15 protein-coding genes are annotated in these 15,737 nt (G+C 61.3%); 8 read left to right on the top strand and 7 right to left on the bottom strand.

Annotated features, from left to right (window positions below):
* The first annotated feature begins 30 nt into the window (after positions 1–30).
* Positions 31–1,260 carry a PQQ-dependent sugar dehydrogenase gene (locus tag JZY08_RS21840; RefSeq protein WP_216331689.1) on the top strand — a complete coding sequence of 410 codons (1,230 nt, stop codon included), beginning with the start codon at positions 31–33 and terminating at the stop codon, positions 1,258–1,260.
* An 89-nt stretch (positions 1,261–1,349) separates the two neighbouring features.
* Positions 1,350–2,366: a DNA topoisomerase IB gene (locus JZY08_RS21835; RefSeq protein WP_216331688.1), complete on the top strand. Its 1,017-nt coding sequence runs from the start codon at positions 1,350–1,352 to the stop codon at positions 2,364–2,366.
* 3 nt (positions 2,367–2,369) lie between these two features.
* Here the strand turns inward: JZY08_RS21835 and JZY08_RS21830 are convergent, their stop codons facing one another.
* Both JZY08_RS21830 and JZY08_RS21825 read right to left on the bottom strand, forming a co-directional pair.
* Positions 2,370–3,092 (bottom strand): response regulator transcription factor, encoded by a 723-nt coding sequence (locus JZY08_RS21830; RefSeq protein WP_082185132.1) that lies wholly within the window; start codon positions 3,090–3,092, stop codon positions 2,370–2,372.
* Between the two features lies 1 nt (position 3,093).
* Positions 3,094–4,329, bottom strand: coding sequence for a sensor histidine kinase (locus tag JZY08_RS21825; RefSeq protein ID WP_216331687.1), 1,236 nt, complete (start codon positions 4,327–4,329; stop codon positions 3,094–3,096).
* A 306-nt stretch (positions 4,330–4,635) separates the two neighbouring features.
* On the opposite strand from JZY08_RS21825, the gene JZY08_RS21820 reads away from it, so the two are divergent.
* From JZY08_RS21820 to recX, 6 genes are all read left to right on the top strand, one after another.
* On the top strand, positions 4,636–5,652 hold the full coding sequence (locus JZY08_RS21820; RefSeq protein WP_035242996.1) for an ABC transporter substrate-binding protein: 1,017 nt from the start codon (positions 4,636–4,638) through the stop codon (positions 5,650–5,652).
* Positions 5,653–5,763: 111 nt separating this feature from the next.
* Positions 5,764–7,227 (top strand): ATP-binding cassette domain-containing protein, encoded by a 1,464-nt coding sequence (locus JZY08_RS21815; protein WP_216331686.1) that lies wholly within the window; start codon positions 5,764–5,766, stop codon positions 7,225–7,227.
* Positions 7,224–8,165 carry an ABC transporter permease gene (locus JZY08_RS21810; RefSeq protein WP_003498295.1) on the top strand — a complete coding sequence of 314 codons (942 nt, stop codon included), beginning with the start codon at positions 7,224–7,226 and terminating at the stop codon, positions 8,163–8,165. Before JZY08_RS21815 ends, JZY08_RS21810 begins: the two co-directional genes overlap by 4 nt.
* Complete coding sequence (locus JZY08_RS21805; protein WP_216331685.1) at positions 8,162–9,109, top strand: ABC transporter permease; 948 nt, start codon at positions 8,162–8,164, stop codon at positions 9,107–9,109. Before JZY08_RS21810 ends, JZY08_RS21805 begins: the two co-directional genes overlap by 4 nt.
* A gap of 35 nt (positions 9,110–9,144) precedes the next feature.
* A complete protein-coding gene (locus JZY08_RS21800; protein ID WP_216331684.1) occupies positions 9,145–10,065 on the top strand; it encodes an SMP-30/gluconolactonase/LRE family protein in 921 nt (306 codons plus the stop codon).
* 71 nt (positions 10,066–10,136) lie between these two features.
* Complete coding sequence (recX, locus tag JZY08_RS21795; RefSeq protein ID WP_216331683.1) at positions 10,137–10,727, top strand: recombination regulator RecX; 591 nt, start codon at positions 10,137–10,139, stop codon at positions 10,725–10,727.
* A gap of 3 nt (positions 10,728–10,730) precedes the next feature.
* Here recX and JZY08_RS21790 read toward each other — a convergent pair whose 3' ends face one another.
* The 5 genes from JZY08_RS21790 to JZY08_RS21770 all read right to left on the bottom strand — a co-directional run bounded on the left by JZY08_RS21790 (position 10,731) and on the right by JZY08_RS21770 (position 15,715).
* The gene (locus JZY08_RS21790; RefSeq protein WP_216333493.1) at positions 10,731–11,141 is read right to left on the bottom strand and encodes a cytochrome c family protein; all 411 of its coding nucleotides are present in this window, start codon (positions 11,139–11,141) and stop codon (positions 10,731–10,733) included.
* 90 nt (positions 11,142–11,231) lie between these two features.
* Positions 11,232–11,759: a DUF992 domain-containing protein gene (locus JZY08_RS21785; protein ID WP_003498285.1), complete on the bottom strand. Its 528-nt coding sequence runs from the start codon at positions 11,757–11,759 to the stop codon at positions 11,232–11,234.
* A 248-nt stretch (positions 11,760–12,007) separates the two neighbouring features.
* Complete coding sequence (locus JZY08_RS21780) at positions 12,008–12,817, bottom strand: ATP-binding cassette domain-containing protein (RefSeq protein WP_216331682.1); 810 nt, start codon at positions 12,815–12,817, stop codon at positions 12,008–12,010.
* 34 nt (positions 12,818–12,851) lie between these two features.
* Positions 12,852–14,816: a Fe(3+)-hydroxamate ABC transporter permease FhuB gene (fhuB, locus tag JZY08_RS21775; protein ID WP_216331681.1), complete on the bottom strand. Its 1,965-nt coding sequence runs from the start codon at positions 14,814–14,816 to the stop codon at positions 12,852–12,854.
* Positions 14,813–15,715, bottom strand: a complete 903-nt coding sequence (locus JZY08_RS21770) for an iron-siderophore ABC transporter substrate-binding protein (protein ID WP_216331680.1) — start codon at positions 15,713–15,715, stop codon at positions 14,813–14,815. The genes fhuB and JZY08_RS21770 overlap by 4 nt, the downstream gene beginning before the upstream one ends.
* Between the last annotated feature and the right edge of the window lie 22 nt (positions 15,716–15,737).

Below are 15,737 nucleotides of genomic sequence, written 5' to 3'. Positions count from 1 at the left end.
TGCCTGACGCAAACGAAGGAAGGGAGACCCATGTTCCGCAACAACCGATTTCTGAGTTCGACGATGCTATTTGCGCTGCTTGCCGTACCGCTTGCTGGCGCCGCCCACGCACAGACCGCCCCGGCTGCCGAGACGAAACGGGCCAATGCGCCGGATCAGAAACCGGCTTTCGAGGGTCAGACCCGTGCGCCACAGGCCGCAACCCAGCCGGACGTCGAAAAAACCGTCATTGCCGAGGGCCTGCCACATCTCTGGTCGATGGAGTTTCTGCCCGATGGCCGCATGATCGTTGCGGCCAAGGAAGGCGCCATGCACATCGTTGCCGACGGCAAGGCCGGCCCCGCCATGGAAGGCGTGCCGGAAGTCGCCTCTGCCGGACAGGGCGGTCTTCTCGACATAGCGCTTGCGCCGGATTTCGAGACATCGCGCGCCATCTTCTTTTCCTTCTCCGAACCGCGTGACGGCGGCAATGGCACCTCGGTCGCCTCGGCAAAACTGACCGAGGAAGGCGGCGCGGCCAAACTTGAAAATGTCGCGGTGATCTTCCGCCAGATGCCGACCTATGATGGCGATAAGCATTTCGGCTCGCGTTTGGTCTTCGGGCCGAATAACGAGCTTTATGTCACTGTCGGCGAACGCTCCGATGCGACGCCGCGCGTGCAGGCGCAGGATCTGTCCAGCGGCCTCGGCAAGGTCTTCCGCATTGATGCGCAAGGCAAAGCCTTCGAAGGCAATCCCTTCGCCGGCCAGCAGAATGCCCTTCCCGAGATATGGAGCTACGGCCACCGCAACCTGCAGGCGGCAGCATTGGACGGAGAAGGCAGGCTCTGGACCGTGGAACACGGCCCGAGAGGCGGCGATGAACTGAACCTGCCGAAAGCAGGCCTGAACTATGGCTGGCCTGTCATAACCTACGGCATCGAATATAGCGGCAGGGCCGTTGGTGAAGGTGCCACGGCCAGGGAAGGCATGGAGCAGCCGGTCTATTATTGGGACCCGGTCATCGGCCCCTCCGGCATGGCGTTTTATGAGGGCGACCAGATTCCCGAATGGAAGGGCGCCTTCATCGTTGGCGGTCTGGTGAGCCAGGGCCTCGTCATCCTGCATCTCGACGGCGACAAGGTCGCGACCGAAAGCCGGTTGCCGCTCGAGGCGCGCATCCGCGACGTGAAGGTCGGTCCGGATGGCGCGATCTATGCCGTGACCGAGGAGCGGGGTGGTGGCGAATCCCAGATCCTGAGGATCGCCAAGGCCGGCTGATAAAAACGGATAATCGATACGGACAGGCCGCCGGAACGAAGGCGGCCTGTTTTTCGTTTGCCGCAGCGTGAAACCTGCCGGAAAAAACGATGCCACAACCAACCACCCGCCTTCTTGCAAAAATCGGACTTGCCTATGTCAACGATCAGGAACCGGGGATAGCCCGCGAAAAGCGCGGGCGCGGTTTCTGTTACCGGCTGCCGGGTGGCGAACTCCTGTCCGACAGCGTTGAACTGAAGCGCATCAAGTCGCTCGGCGTACCACCTGCCTATAGAGACGTCTGGATATGTATCGATCCCGCCGGGCACTTGCAGGCCACGGGCTTCGATGCGCGCGGGCGAAAGCAATATCGTTACCATCCCGACTGGCACGCCATGCGGGGCGAGACGAAATTCTTTCAGCTGAAAAGCTTCGGCAAGGCGCTGCCCGCCATCCGCCGTCGTGCCATTGCCGATATTGAAAGGCAGGATCATGGGCAGGAGATGACGCTGGCCGCCCTTACACTGCTTCTTGATGCAGCCTATCTGCGCGTCGGCAACCGCTCCTATCTCGAAACCAACGGTACCTATGGCGCAACCACCTTGCTCAAGCGGCACGTCTCCTTCGGTGAAACCATCGAGCTGCGGTTTGCCGCAAAGGGCGGGCAAAAGGTGAAGCGCCAGCTGCGCCACCCCCGCCTTCAGAAAATCCTCGAAGAAATCGCCGATCTGCCGGGCAAGGAGCTGTTTGTCTGGCAGGACAGCGAAAACCGGGTGCATTCGGTCGATTCCAGCGATCTCAACGCCTATCTTTCCCGCATTGGCGGTCAGGGCATCTCCGCCAAGACCTTCCGCACCTGGGGCGGCACCCTGGCCGCCTTCTGCCATGCGATGGAGCATGTGGCAGCCGGTGAAAAACCCAGCATCAAGGGCATGTGCCAGGCAGCGGCGGTGGAGCTTTCCAATACGCCCGCCATCTGCCGCAAGAGCTACGTCCACCCTGCCGTTCTCGATATCGCGACGGAGGAGAAGGCGCAGAAGAAGCTTGGCCGCATCCTGAAGGTCGGGGCAAAACCCGTGTCGGGCCTCAGGGCGGATGAAAGACGTCTGCTTGCCTTCCTGCCCTGACGATCAGCGGCTTCCCGCCCATTCCGCCAGTTCCCGCTCGGCTCTTTCGAGAGCGCTATAGTTCAAAAGCTTTCGCAGGAAAGCGACGGTGACGGCACGGGTCCGCAGATTATAGCGACCTTCCGCCTCGTCATCGCCGGCCGCCTGATGCACATTGAGCTTCTCATACAGGCTTTGCAGACGGTTCTGCACGCTGCGTAGCGACAGGTTGCGGCGGCGCGCAATCGCCTTGTCGGTGAGGCCAAGCGCGACATCGACAAGGATTTCATATTCGGAATCGGTAAAGCCATGCGCCTTGCCGAGGCTCTTTTCCTGAAGGCCGCGCACTTCACGGTCGATCACGCATTGCGCCTCGATGAAGATGCTGCGCAGCGCCAGCCGCAACCGGTCATCGGAGGCCGATTTCAGCACGTAACCATAGGCCGCCCCTTCCGGCACGATACGGGAGACCCCGCGCACATAGGCCTCGTCGGAATAGTTTGACCAGAACAGGATGCGGGTATCCGGCCTTTCCTTCCAGATGGTGCGTGCCGCCTCGATACCGTTGCGCTCGTTCATCTGCAAATCCATGACGATATGGGCGGCGCGATTTTCCCGCGCCAGCTTTTCGCCGGTTCTGCCGTTTGACGCCTCAAGAACCTTGTCGCATTCCGGCAGGGCGGCTCTCACCGCCTCGTTCAGATAGGCGCGGTGCAGGGCATCGTCCTCGACGATCAGCACGTCCATGTCACAGGTCCTCCCGCCGGTCGAAAGCATCTTCCGGCAATGTGACGGTGATGCGGGTTCCCGCCCCCGTGCCGTTGCCGCCAATATCGAATCTGGCCGAAATCAGCCGCGCCCGCGTCTTCATATTGCCGATGCCGAGGCCACCGGAGGCCCCGCCTTCGCCGCCGCCGCTGCCGTCATCGCTGACCGTCACCCGCAAACCGCCGTCGATTGCGGTCAGTTTCACGGCAATCGCTTCGGGCTGGGCATGGCGAATGGCATTGTTCACCGCCTCCTGCACGATGCGGAACAGGGAGATGGCCACCGTCTTGTCCAGCCTTTCCAGCAGCCCGTCCGTCTCATCCGTCACCGACCAGTCGATTGCCGATCCGCTATCGCGCACGGAGCGGTCCACATAGGTCTCGATGGCCTGCACGACGCCGAACAATTGCAGGATGGAGGGTTTGGCCTCCTCGATGATCTCGCGCAGATCCTGCATGCAATGCTGCAGGCTGCGCACCACCGGTTCCAGCATCTCGCCTGACAGGTCGGGGGTATGACTCATGCGCTCAATGCGCCGCGCCAGCCGTGTCAGGTCCGCCAGCGTCTGGTCGTGCAGATCCATGCCGATCCGCTGCCGCTCGGATTCCAACGCCTCGGTCAATTGCAGCGCGCCGAGCCGCAACCCCTCTTCGCGGGCATTGGCGCGCGCTTCCTCGATGGCGGAGCGTTTGGCCTGCTCGGCGGCGCGGATGGCGTAGAAATAGGGCGCCAGCAGATCGGCGACCGCGCGGGCATTCGCCACATCCTCCATCGTATAGGCATCCGACTGGTGGGAGGAGCAACTCAGCGCGCCGATGATATCGCCATGCACCTTCATCGGCACATGCAGGCGGCTATGCAGGTTAAGTTCGATGATCGGGCTTGAAAACGACCCTTCGAAATGAAAGCGCGGATCGGAACAGGCGTCGCCGCTCAAAAGATACTCGACCTCGCCTGACAGCAGCGAACGGATCGGGCTGCCGGTCAGAAGGGCGGGCGGCTGCCGGCTCCAGGCGCTGACGAGACCGCTCTCATAGGCGATGTGATATTTGTCATCCAGCTGCTTGATGCAGACATCCATATGATCATGCGGGATGATATGGCTGATCTCGGTTGCGACCGCCTGGATGATGGCATTAAATTCGAGCTGCCCGGCAAGCAGCCGCGAAATGCCCATATAATGGTGGAAAAGAGCGCTTTTCGGCGTATCCAGCATGTGCGGACGCCCTCCCAAGCGCCTGCTCCGTCGACCTCTGGCGGCGCAGTTTCGACATATCAGAACGCCGCATCACCATTCTGCGCCCGGCAAGGCCGTTTCGTCCTGCGGGTTCCCGCATGCTTTCTGCGGAAACCCGCAGGAAGATTGCCGTGATCCGCCTGTACAAGCCAAATCTTCTTGGTCATTCTCGCTTCTACTGGGGAAAGGAGCTCCAGTGCAAAGGAATTTTGTCTGCCGCCGAGGAGATTTGCGACAGACGGGCGTTTCCGGGCTCGAAAGGGCAAGCCACCAGGGAGGAAATCAATGGCTATCAGGAAGATGCTTCTGGCGTCGGCCGCTGTCGCATGCGCAGCTTTGCCGATCACCGCTCATGCCGATACGTCGGCCAAAAAAATCGCGCTTTCGAACAATTACGCAGGCAATTCCTGGCGTCAGGCGATGCTGACGAGCTGGGACAAGATCACCAAACAGGCGGTTGCCGACAAGCAGGTCGCAAGCGCCGACGCCTTCACCACCGCCGAAAACCAGGCGACCGAACAGGCGGCGCAAATCCAGAACCTCATTCTTCAGGGTTATGACGCGATCGTCATCAATGCTGCCTCACCCACCGCCCTCAACGGCGCGGTGAAGGAAGCCTGTGATGCTGGCATCACCGTCGTGTCCTTCGACGGCATCGTCACCGAACCCTGCGCATGGCGCATCGCCGTCGATTTCAAGGCGATGGGCGAAAGCCAGATCGACTATCTCGCCAAGGCCATGCCGAAGGGTGGAAACCTGCTTGAAATACGTGGCCTTGCGGGCGTTTCAGTGGATGATGAAATCCACGCCGGCATCGCCGCCGGCGTCGCCAAGAACCCGCAGTTCAAGATCGTTGGTTCCGTCAATGGCGACTGGGCGCAGGACGTCGCACAGCGCGCCGTCGCCGGCATTCTGCCGAGCCTTCCGGAAGTCGCGGCCGTCGTGACGCAGGGCGGCGACGGTTACGGCGCGGCACAGGCTTTCGCTGCCGCCAAGCGCCCGACACCCACCATCGTCATGGGCAACCGCGAAGACGAGCTGCAATGGTGGAAGCAGCAGAAGGACGCAAGCGGTTACGAGACCATGTCCGTCTCCATCGCTCCCGGCGTCTCGACGCTGGCTTTCTGGGTGGCGCAGCAAATCCTCGACGGCAAGGATGTGAAGAAGGATCTGACCGTGCCCTTCCTGCGCATCGATCAGGCCAATCTCGAGGAAAACCTGAAGACGACCCAGAAGGGCGGCGTGGCGAATGTGGAATATTCGCAGGAAGACGCCCAGAAGGCCATCGCATCGGCCAAATAGGCCGGATCGGCCCAGAGCCCCACTATTGCGGCGCTCCCGGAACGGGCGCCGCGATAGCCACACATTATCCGATTTTCAGATCACTTTTTCACATCACTGGCGTAATTGCTCATGAATGACATCATCGAGGCGGAAGAAGTCGTCGCTGCGCGCGGCGTAAAGGTCGTGTTCGGCGCGGTAAGGGCGCTGGATGGGGCCGATCTCGTCATCCGCGCTGGGGAATGCCTCGGGCTCGTCGGCCATAACGGCGCGGGAAAGTCCACCATTGTCAACGTCATCAATGGCGGGCTGACGCCGCATGAGGGTTCCGTTTCCTATGGCGGCAACGAAAACCGCCATGGCATTGCCGCCGCGCGCGCGAACGGCGTTCGCTGCGTGTTTCAGGAACTGTCGCTTTGCCCGAACCTGACGATCAGCGAAAATGTCCGCATCATGCATGCCGCCACGGGTGGGCGAAACTGGCGCGGCCGTGCGCTGACGACGATCCGCCAGACACTGGATGAAATTTTCCCCGGCCACGGCATCGATTGCGAGCTGACCATCGCTGAACTTTCCATCGCCGAACGCCAGATGGTGGAAATCGCCATCAATTTCTGCCGCATACCGCACGCGCCGAGACTGGTGATCCTCGATGAACCCACCTCTTCGCTCGATGCCGGTCTTGCCGAGCAGCTGATGGATTATGTCCGCCGTTTCGTGCGTGAGGGCGGCTCGGTTCTGCTGATCTCGCATATTCTAGGCGAAATTCTTTCGACAGCCACCCGTATCGTGGTGATGAAGGATGGCCGGGTGGTTGCCGACCGGAAGGCCGCCGACTTCACCACCCGCTCGCTGGTTGAGGCCATGGGCAGCGTCGTCAAGGAACAGGACAGGCGGCGGGGTGAAAGCCGCAAGGCGGGCGAGAAGGTGCTTTCCATGCCGGCACGCCGGGGCGAAGGACTTGCCTTCGAGGCCTTTCGCGGCGAGATCGTCGGCCTTGCCGGTCTCGGCGGCCATGGCCAGACCGAAGCGCTTCTCGATCTCTACCTTGCCCGCAACAGCAGCTGGCTGCCCGCCCGCAAGACGGACATCGCCTTCGTGGCGGGTGACCGCAGCCTGAATGGCACCTTCCCGCTGTGGAGCATCCTCAAAAACCTGTCCATCGCCTCGCTCAGGGATATTTCAGCCGCAGGCATGGTGGACAGAACCAAGGAAACCGAGCTTGGGGCGCAATGGAAAAAGCGCATCGAAATCCGCACGCCCGACATGGGTAACAAGATCCTCTCACTCTCCGGTGGCAACCAGCAAAAGGTGCTTTTCGCCCGCGCGCTTGCCACCACCGCCAGCACGGTCTTGATGGACGACCCGATGCGCGGCGTCGATATCGGCACCAAACAGGAGGTTTATGACATCTTGAGAACCGAAGCCTCCCACGGCCGCACCTTCATCTGGTACTCCACCGAAATGGATGAAATCCGTCTCTGCGACCGGGTCTATGTGTTCCGCGACGGCGCCATCCAGGCGGAACTCGTCGGCGACGATATTACCGAGCAGAATGTGCTGGCGGCCTCCTTTGCCGGAGAAGACCACGCATGAAACTCTCGGCAAACGCGCTCCGCCTCATCATTCCCGCCGCCTCGCTCGCCGTCCTACTTGCCGCCGTCTTCTACATGCAGCCGCGCGCCATGAGCTATACCGGCCTCAACCTGCTGTTCAATCTGGCAGTGCCGATCGCGCTCGCCACCATTGCGCAGATGCTGATCATGTCCGTCAACGATCTCGATCTGTCGATGGGCACCTTCGTCAGTTTCTGCGCCTGCGTCACCGCCACCTTCCTGCAAACCACACCGATGCTGGGGATCGCGATTTTTGCCGGGGCGATTGCGGTCTATGCGGCCCTTGGCGCCATCATCCATATCCGCGCCCTGCCGTCCATCGTCGTCACGCTTGGCATGAGTTTCGTCTGGGGCGGCCTTGCCGTCCTCATCCTCCCCTCGCCCGGCGGACAGGCCCCTGCCTTCATCCGGGCGCTGATGACGGCAAAACCGCCGCTCGTGCCGATCGCCATCATCGCCAGCATCCTGATTGCGGTCGTCGCCCACTATATCGTCATGCGCTCCTCCTTCGGTGTGCTGATGCGTGGCGTTGGCGGCAATTTCCGCTCTGTCGAGCGCTCCGGCTGGTCGGTTGTCGGCATACGCGCCGCCACCTTTGCGCTCGCCGGTTTCTTCGCGGTACTGTCGGGTATCGCACTTGTCGGGCTGACGACGTCGGCCGACGCCAATATCGCGCTTCGCTACACGCTGCTGTCGATTGCGGGCGTCATCCTCGGCGGCGGTGAATTCGTCGGCGGCCGGGTTTCGCCCATCGGCGCCGTCATCGGCGCGCTGACGCTCACCCTTGCCGGTTCCTTCCTGTCCTTCATGCGCATTTCGCCGGACTGGCAGATCGGCGCGCAAGGGGCGATCCTCATCATCGTGCTGGCGCTGCGCATCCTGCTCAACCGTCTCGAAAAGCGGGAGAAAAACCAATGAACGGGCTTTCGTCTCTTTCGAAAAAACCATGGATATGGTCGTTCGCCGCAACGGCTGCGGTCTGGATCGTGACCGTCATGTTCACCGGCGGCGCCAGCTCCTTCGGCCTGTCGCACGCAGCCCTGACCTTCGCGGCCTTTTCCGTGATCGTCGGCATCGGCCAAATGTTCGTCATCACGCTCGGTCCTGGTAATATCGACCTCTGCGTTCCCGCAACGATGACGCTTTCCGGCACGCTGGCGCTGAAATTCATGGACGTGTCCGATGGTCTCATTCTGCCCGGATTGCTGATCGCCATTCTGATCGGCGTCGCCATCGGCATCGGCAATTATGCGCTGATCAAGCTCTTACGCATTCCGCCGATCATCGCGACGCTTTCCATGAGCTTCATCGTGCAATCCATCGCCATCTGGTCCAACCGCGGCCTGCGCATCAAGCCGCCGGAAACACTGGCCACTTTCGCCACGTCCAGTTCTTTCGGCATTCCGAACGTGGCGCTTGTCGCGCTGCTTCTCTCGGCCATCGCCTGGCTGCTGCTCGACCGGACCTTTTACGGGCGCTGGATTTCCGCCATCGGCCAGAGCACGTTCGCAGCCCGCATGACCGGCATTCCCGTGGATGGAACACGTTTCGTCACCTACGTGCTCTGCGCGGTTCTGGCGGCGATTGCCGGTTATCTGCTCGCCAGCTTCTCCGGCGGCGCGGCGCTCAACATGGGATCGGAATATCTGCTGATGTCCATCGCCGTGGTAGTGATCGGCGGCACGGCGGTGGCGGGTGGTGATTCCAACGTCCCCGGCATATGGGGTGCCTCGCTCTTCATGTTCCTGGTGGTTTCGATGCTGAATACCTATGGTTTCGGCGCGGGCATCCGCCTCATCCTCACCGGCCTCATCATCATCTCCGTCATCCTTCTGGCAAGCGGCCCCAAGGCCACGCGCTGAACCCATAACGACAAGCCCTCAAGCGGACCACGCTCATGACCACAGACACGACCTCCCCTTACGAAATCCACGATGACCGCTTCCGCCATCTGATCGTCGGCAATGCCGAGCTGGAAGAGCTTTATTCCGGCTGCCGCTGGGCCGAAGGCCCGGTGTGGTTTGCCGATCTGAACTGCCTGCTGTTCAGCGATATTCCCAATCAACGCATGCTGCGCTGGGTGCCGGATGGCGGGATCTCGGTGTTTCGCGAACCCTCCAACTTCACCAATGGCAATACCCGCGACAGGCAGGGACGGCTCGTTTCCTGCGAACATGGCGGCCGCCGCGTCACCCGCACCGAAGTCGACGGCTCGATCACCGTTCTTGCCGACAGCTACGGCGGCAAGCGGTTGAACTCGCCCAATGACGTGGTGGTGAAATCCGATGGCAGCGTCTGGTTCACCGACCCCACCTACGGCATTCTTTCCGATTACGAGGGCTACAAGGCGGAACCCGAGCAGAAGACACGCAACGTCTACCGGCTCGATCCCGCAACCGGCGAGATCACGATCGCCATCGACGATTTCGTACAGCCGAACGGTCTGGCTTTCTCGCCTGATGAAACCAGGCTCTATGTCGCCGACAGCTCCTACAGCCATGATGTGTCCCGGCCGCGCCATATCCGCGTCTTCGATGTGGTGGACGGCGTGAAGCTTGCGAATGGCAGGGAATTCTGCAATCTCGACAGTGGCTTGCCGGATGGTTTCCGCCTGGATACGGCGGGCAACCTGTGGACGAGCGCCGGCGATGGCGTCCACTGCTTCTCACCTGATGGCACGCTGCTCGGCAAGATCAAGGTGCCACAGACGGTCGCAAACCTCACCTTTGGCGGGCCGAAAAAGAACCGCCTGTTCATTACCGCAACGAAATCGCTCTATTCGGTCTATGTCGCCGCAACCGGCGCACAGACACCGTGAGGCGTTGAAAACCGAAGTTCATTCGGTGGGAAGGAACTGGCAAGACACGCTTACCGCGCTATAAAAGCGGAATGAACGACGATTCCAGCCCCTTCCTGACCGACGACATGGCCCTGGATGGCGAAACGCAGGCCACCGAACCGACCAGCCGGATGCTGTCATGGGCGCGCAATTCCGCGCTCTACCGGCTGGAACAGCGCATGATGACGGAAAAGCAGCTGCGCGACGCCATCACGCGCAAGGCGCGGGAAAAATTCGAGGATATCAGCACCGCACAGGTAAAGGCGCTTGGCGAGTTTGCCGTGACTTTCGCTTATGGCATCAAGGCGCTTGACGATACGGCCTACGCCGAAATTGCCGTGCGAAGCGGCCAGCGCAGCGGTAAGTCGAAACGCGGCCTTGCGCAAAAACTTCAGATCAAGGGTATCGACCGGGAAACGGCAGCAGTCGCGCTTGAGGAAACCAACGATCTGGTTGCGGCCGTCATCTTTGCGCGCAAACGTGCCTTCGGACCCTTTCGCCGTGTCCAACTCGATGAAAAACGCAAATCGAAGGAGTTTTCCGCCTTCGCCCGCAACGGTTTCGGCTTCGAGATTGGCTCAAAGGTGATGGCGATGACGGTGGAGGATGCCGAAGAGATTCTTGCGGATGCGCCGCTCTGAAGGTTATTGCGGCATCGGATGCGTTTTCAGATACGCGATCAGATCATCGATATCCGTTTCGCTCCAAAGCCCGAAAAAGCGCATCGAGGTCCCCGGCATTGCCTTCTTCGGGCTGGCTATGAATTTTTGCAGTTCCTCTTCCGTCCAGACCCGGCCCGCCGCTCCGGCATCTTTCAGCGCCTGCGAATAATGGCCGTAATCCGTTACTCCAGCCATGGGCCTGCCCACCACGCCCATCAGATGCGGGCCCATGCGGGTACGCGGTGCGTCAACGCTGTGACAGGTGGAGCAGCGGCTGAACACCTTTTCCCCGTGTGCCGCATCGCCTTCGGCAAAGGCCGTCGAAGAAAGACAGAGGAAAAAAGCCAATAAAGCCGGGAGGTATCTGGGTGCCGGGATCGTCATGACCTGCATAATACAACGCCCTCCCCGTCTGACAACGAAGAGGGCGCTTTTTGACATGCGACAGAATGCCCGGTGCAATACACCGGGCGCGCTTGCCGATTAGTTCATGGCCGTGAGCGTCACGGACGTACCGGTCGCTGCGAGGTTGAGGCCAACCTGACCCGTCACGCTGACCGTCTGAAGCTGGATCGAGCCCGAAGTGCCGCCAACGAGAACGTTGGTGCCAACGCCGAGACCGACAGTCACTTCAGCCGTTGCGCCCTGATAAAGGCCGCCGAGCGAACCGCGATGGTAACCCGCTGTCGGGGCGAAAACGGCCCAGACCAGACGGCCCTGCGTGGTGAAGCCAAGGTCAACGCCCATCTTGCGGATGGCGCCGGTGTAATGGTCGGTGCGGCGCGCGCCCATGGTGGACTGGAACGTGCAATCCAGTTCCTTGGCCGAGCCGATCACGTAACCGACGCCACCGCCGATATCGCAGGTGAGATAACCGATCTTGACGCCGTTGCGGTCGTCCTGCTCCTGCGGAGCCGGCTCATATCTTGCAAGGTCGGCAGCGAGTGCGGAAACGGTTCCGCCGAGGCCCATCGTCAATGCGGCAAAAGTTACGGCAACAGCCTTTTTCATCTGATTTTCTCCTGTTTCATTCCTACCCGCAGCAGCCCTTCTTGCCCTCTCCGGATATTGAATTCCGCACTGTTAACGTTTGTTCCCCAGAATCGATCCAAAACAACTTAATTGGGGGCAAGGAAAGCAAAACAGTTAACAATGTCTGTTGGCGGTAGGATGCCATTAAGACATTGTTAGGGCGAAAAATGCCCGGCGAATTGCTGTCAACAGCAAGCGCTTCCGCGCGTTGTTTTGCTGCAACAAGCTTAAAGCGGCAGGGCGACGGGAAAGCCGGTGGCGGCATGCGTCATGACATCCATGCGCACGCCATAGATCCGCTCCAGCGTTTCCGGTGTCATGATGTCCTTCGGCGCTCCCCTTGCGATCAGATGGCCGGAATGCAGTGCGACGATCTCATCGCAGAACCGCGCCGCCATGTTGACATCATGCAGAACCACGATGACGCCTAAACCCTTTTCCCGCGACAGTCTCTGCACCAGAGAAAGAACCTCGAGCTGGTGCGCCATGTCGAGCGCCGAAATGGGTTCGTCCAGAAGCAGGCTTTCGGCGTTCTGGGCAACCAGCATGGCGAGCCACACGCGCTGGCGCTCACCACCGGAAAGCGTGTCCACTAGCCGGTCCCTGAAGGCCACGGTATCGGTCAGTTCGATGGCTTCATCCACCTTCTCCTGATCCGCCTTGGTGAACTGGCCAAGCGCGCCATGCCAGGGATAACGGCCAAGCGCCACCAGTTCCCTGGCCAGCATGCCCGAGGCGGCCGGCGTATATTGCGGCAGATAGCCGAGCTTTCGCGCAAATTCGCGATTGCCCCAACTCCCCAGCGACTGTCCCTCGAACGACACCTTGCCTGCTGTTGGCTCCTGGATACGCGCAAGGATTTTGAGCAGCGTCGATTTTCCCGAACCATTATGGCCGATCAGCCCGATTGTCTTGCCGGTGGCAAAGCTTGCGGTCAACGGCTGCAGCAATGTCCTGCCCGGCACTTCCATCGTCACTTTTTCCAGCGAAAAAAGCGGAACATCGTCATAATCGGCGGCAAGCGTTGCCTGAGCCATGGATGTCATCTCCAGAAGTCATTCAAAATAATCATCATCGCCTGCCTGAAAGCCAGATCAGGTAAGGCGCACCGGCGAGCGCCGCAAAGAGACCCAGCGGCAGCTCATAGGGAAATGTCACGGATCGCGCCCCGAGATCGGAAAGCGCCATCAGCACCGCACCGAACAGGAACGAAGCGAACAGGTGGTCGCGCGGCGTGGTGAAACCGGCGCGAAGCGCGATGTGCGGCGCCATCAACCCGACGAAACTCAGCGGACCGACAAGCAGTGAGGCGGCCCCGGTGGCAATGCCGGCGACGGCTATGACGGCGATGCGCGCCCTAGCCAGCGGCAGACCGAGGGAGAGCGGCACATCCCGTCCAAGCGGGAGGATCGTCAGCCAGCGCGTTACCGACAAAGCCGCGGCAAACAGCACGACGGAAAGCACCGCAAGAAAGATTGCTGAAGCGGGCGTCGCCGTCGAACCAGAGCCGCTGAGCCATGAGAGAATTTGCCAGGCCCGCTGATCGCCAATGGCAAGCAGTGCCGAAAGTACCGCCGAGCAGAGCGAACTGATGGCGATGCCGGCGAGCAGGATTTTTTCCGGCGCCAAATGCCGGCGCACGGAAAAGAACAGAACGAGGATCATGACGGCTGCCGAGCCGATGCCAGCCCCGCAAAACAGCTCGAACAGACCCGCCGCCGGAAAAAGCGTGATGGCGGCGGCAAAACCGAGACCCGCGCCACCGCTGACGCCGATCACTTCCGGGCTTGCCATGGGATTGCCGGTGAGCCGCTGCAGAAGCGCACCTGCCATCGCCAAAAGACCGCCGGCAGCGCAAGCCGCCACCAGCCGCGGCCAGCGGAAGGGCAAAAGGCTTTGCAGGTCGCCGGCTTGCAGCACCGTCCAGCCCTCCGGCCCCTTGCCGATGGCGAGTGCGGCAAAAACCAGCCCGGCCATGATGACAAGCACTGGCAGAAGGGTCGCAAGCCGGCGTCTTGTCGCAGGGTCCACACCTTCGGCGCGATGCACGTCGGTCGGCCGGATTTTCGGCAGCAGCCACAGAAGCAGCGGTCCGCCGATAAGAGCGGTCACCGCACCAGTCGGGAAAACTTCAGCCGTCGTACTCGCCAGAAGCTGCACGAGACCATCGCAGCACCAGAGCAGCAAACCGCCCAGAAGCGGCGAAACGAACAGTACGGAGGGTGCCCGACGCACGCCGAGCGCCCGGGTAAGCGCAGGTGCTGCAAGGCCGATAAAACTGACAAGGCCGACCGCAGCAGCAACGAAGGCCGCCAGCATGACCGCGACGGCGGCCACCGCCAGCCTGATTGAAAACAGCGAGACGCCAAGCGAACGCGCACCGGAATCACCAAGGCCGAGAACCGTCAGTGGCCTTATCAGCAACCCGGTGAGAACAAGGCCCGCGAGAAGTTGAGCGGCAAGCAGAAACGCATTCGACCAGTCCTGCTGGCTGAGCGAACCGCCGTTCCAGACGACGAGCGACATCAGATATTCGCCCTGCGCAAGCGTCAACGCGGCGGAAACGGAGGCAGCAGTGATGCCGACCAGAAGCCCTGACACCACCATGGTCACCGGCTCGAAGGAGCGCCGCCAGCCGAGAAGAAACACCACACAGGCCGCAGCGGCACCACCGCCAAGCGCCACCAATGCGTTGTTTCCATCCAGCACCGCGGGAAAGAACAGGGTTGCGATGACGATCGCCAGTTGCGCACCTGCGGAAATGCCGAGCGTGGAGGGATCGGCAATCGGATTGCGCAGCAATTGCTGGAAAAGCGCGCCCGACAAACCCAGCATCGCGCCCGCCAGAATGGCGACCGCCACACGCGGCATCAGGCTGAAGGCGAAAATGACCTGATCCATCGACATGGTCGCGGCATCGAATGGCAGGCCCGGCCATGCACCAAAGGGCAGCCGCAACAGCCCGGCATGCAGGGAAAGACCACAGGCCAGAAGAAAGACGATCCCGAAGAGAAACTGGAGAGGCCGTGCTGTCACAGTGCTTCTCCCCGCGTCGTCAGGGCCTCGGTCAGAAGCCGCGCAAAACGCATGGCCGCCGTGATGCCGCCATAGGGGGCCACATTGCCGAGCGTCACCACGCGATTTTCCCGCACGGCTGGAAGCGCGCGCCAGATGGCGCTGTTGCGCAGGCTCTCGCGGGCCTCGACTGGAATATCCGAGACGATGACGATGCGGGCATCGGGTGAGCCGGCAAGATTTTCGAGCGGGACAGGCGCTGCGAAGGTGAATTGCGAACGGTTCGCCCAGGCATTGCTCAGCCCCAGCCGGCCAAGGACATCACCGAACATGCTGTCTGCGCCAAACGCGCGGAAATGCCTGGAGTCGCCGATATTGATCACATAGGTCGGCCTTGCCGCAAAGGCTTCGAGACGCGTCCGCATGGCTTGCAGCGCATGGTTCGTTTCTTCCAGAACCTTTCGCGCCTCTTCAGTCCGCCCGAGCTTTTCGCCGAGTGCCGAGACAGCGGCCAGCGCCTTTTCAAACGGCGGCTCGCCTTTCACGTAGAAAGGCAGCGAAAACACCGGCGCTATGGCCTCCAGCCGACCGGTGTAGCGCGTGTAGAAAGGCGAAATGAGAATAAGGTCTGGCCGGGTCAGTTGCAGCAGTTCGAAATTCGGCGCACCCCTCAGACCAAGATCGGCAACGGTTTCCGGAATTTCAGGTTCGACGGCACCTGCCCTGAACTGGATGAGTTCCGTTGCGGCAACCGGCATGACGCCGAGCGCCACGGATGTTTCCAGCATGGCCCAGTCGATTGCGGCGATGCGCGGCGTCACCGCCGCCCGCGCCTTGCCAGCAAGCGCTGAAGCGGCAAGCAGGCCCAAAAATTCCCGCCGCCCCCAGAGGGGCGACATCCATCGATCCTTACGCTTCATGCCCCTGCTGCTTCACTTGATG

Origin of the sequence: Rhizobium sp. X9 (assembly GCF_018873185.1) — a bacterium.
In the GTDB taxonomy this organism is placed as follows: domain Bacteria; phylum Pseudomonadota; class Alphaproteobacteria; order Rhizobiales; family Rhizobiaceae; genus Agrobacterium; species Agrobacterium oryzihabitans.
The sequence above is the reverse complement of the archived record's forward strand: the minus strand, read 5'-3'. Positions and strand labels throughout refer to the sequence as shown.

Coding starts and splice junctions, on each gene's coding strand:
- JZY08_RS21840 (WP_216331689.1), top strand. CDS start 31: ATGTTCCGCAACAACCGATTTCTGAGTTCGACGATGCTATTTGCGCTG.
- JZY08_RS21835 (WP_216331688.1), top strand. CDS start 1,350: ATGCCACAACCAACCACCCGCCTTCTTGCAAAAATCGGACTTGCCTAT.
- JZY08_RS21830 (WP_082185132.1), bottom strand. CDS start 3,092: ATGGACGTGCTGATCGTCGAGGACGATGCCCTGCACCGCGCCTATCTG.
- JZY08_RS21825 (WP_216331687.1), bottom strand. CDS start 4,329: ATGCTGGATACGCCGAAAAGCGCTCTTTTCCACCATTATATGGGCATT.
- JZY08_RS21820 (WP_035242996.1), top strand. CDS start 4,636: ATGGCTATCAGGAAGATGCTTCTGGCGTCGGCCGCTGTCGCATGCGCA.
- JZY08_RS21815 (WP_216331686.1), top strand. CDS start 5,764: ATGAATGACATCATCGAGGCGGAAGAAGTCGTCGCTGCGCGCGGCGTA.
- JZY08_RS21810 (WP_003498295.1), top strand. CDS start 7,224: ATGAAACTCTCGGCAAACGCGCTCCGCCTCATCATTCCCGCCGCCTCG.
- JZY08_RS21805 (WP_216331685.1), top strand. CDS start 8,162: ATGAACGGGCTTTCGTCTCTTTCGAAAAAACCATGGATATGGTCGTTC.
- JZY08_RS21800 (WP_216331684.1), top strand. CDS start 9,145: ATGACCACAGACACGACCTCCCCTTACGAAATCCACGATGACCGCTTC.
- recX (WP_216331683.1), top strand. CDS start 10,137: ATGAACGACGATTCCAGCCCCTTCCTGACCGACGACATGGCCCTGGAT.
- JZY08_RS21790 (WP_216333493.1), bottom strand. CDS start 11,141: ATGCAGGTCATGACGATCCCGGCACCCAGATACCTCCCGGCTTTATTG.
- JZY08_RS21785 (WP_003498285.1), bottom strand. CDS start 11,759: ATGAAAAAGGCTGTTGCCGTAACTTTTGCCGCATTGACGATGGGCCTC.
- JZY08_RS21780 (WP_216331682.1), bottom strand. CDS start 12,817: ATGGCTCAGGCAACGCTTGCCGCCGATTATGACGATGTTCCGCTTTTT.
- JZY08_RS21770 (WP_216331680.1), bottom strand. CDS start 15,715: ATGAAGCGTAAGGATCGATGGATGTCGCCCCTCTGGGGGCGGCGGGAA.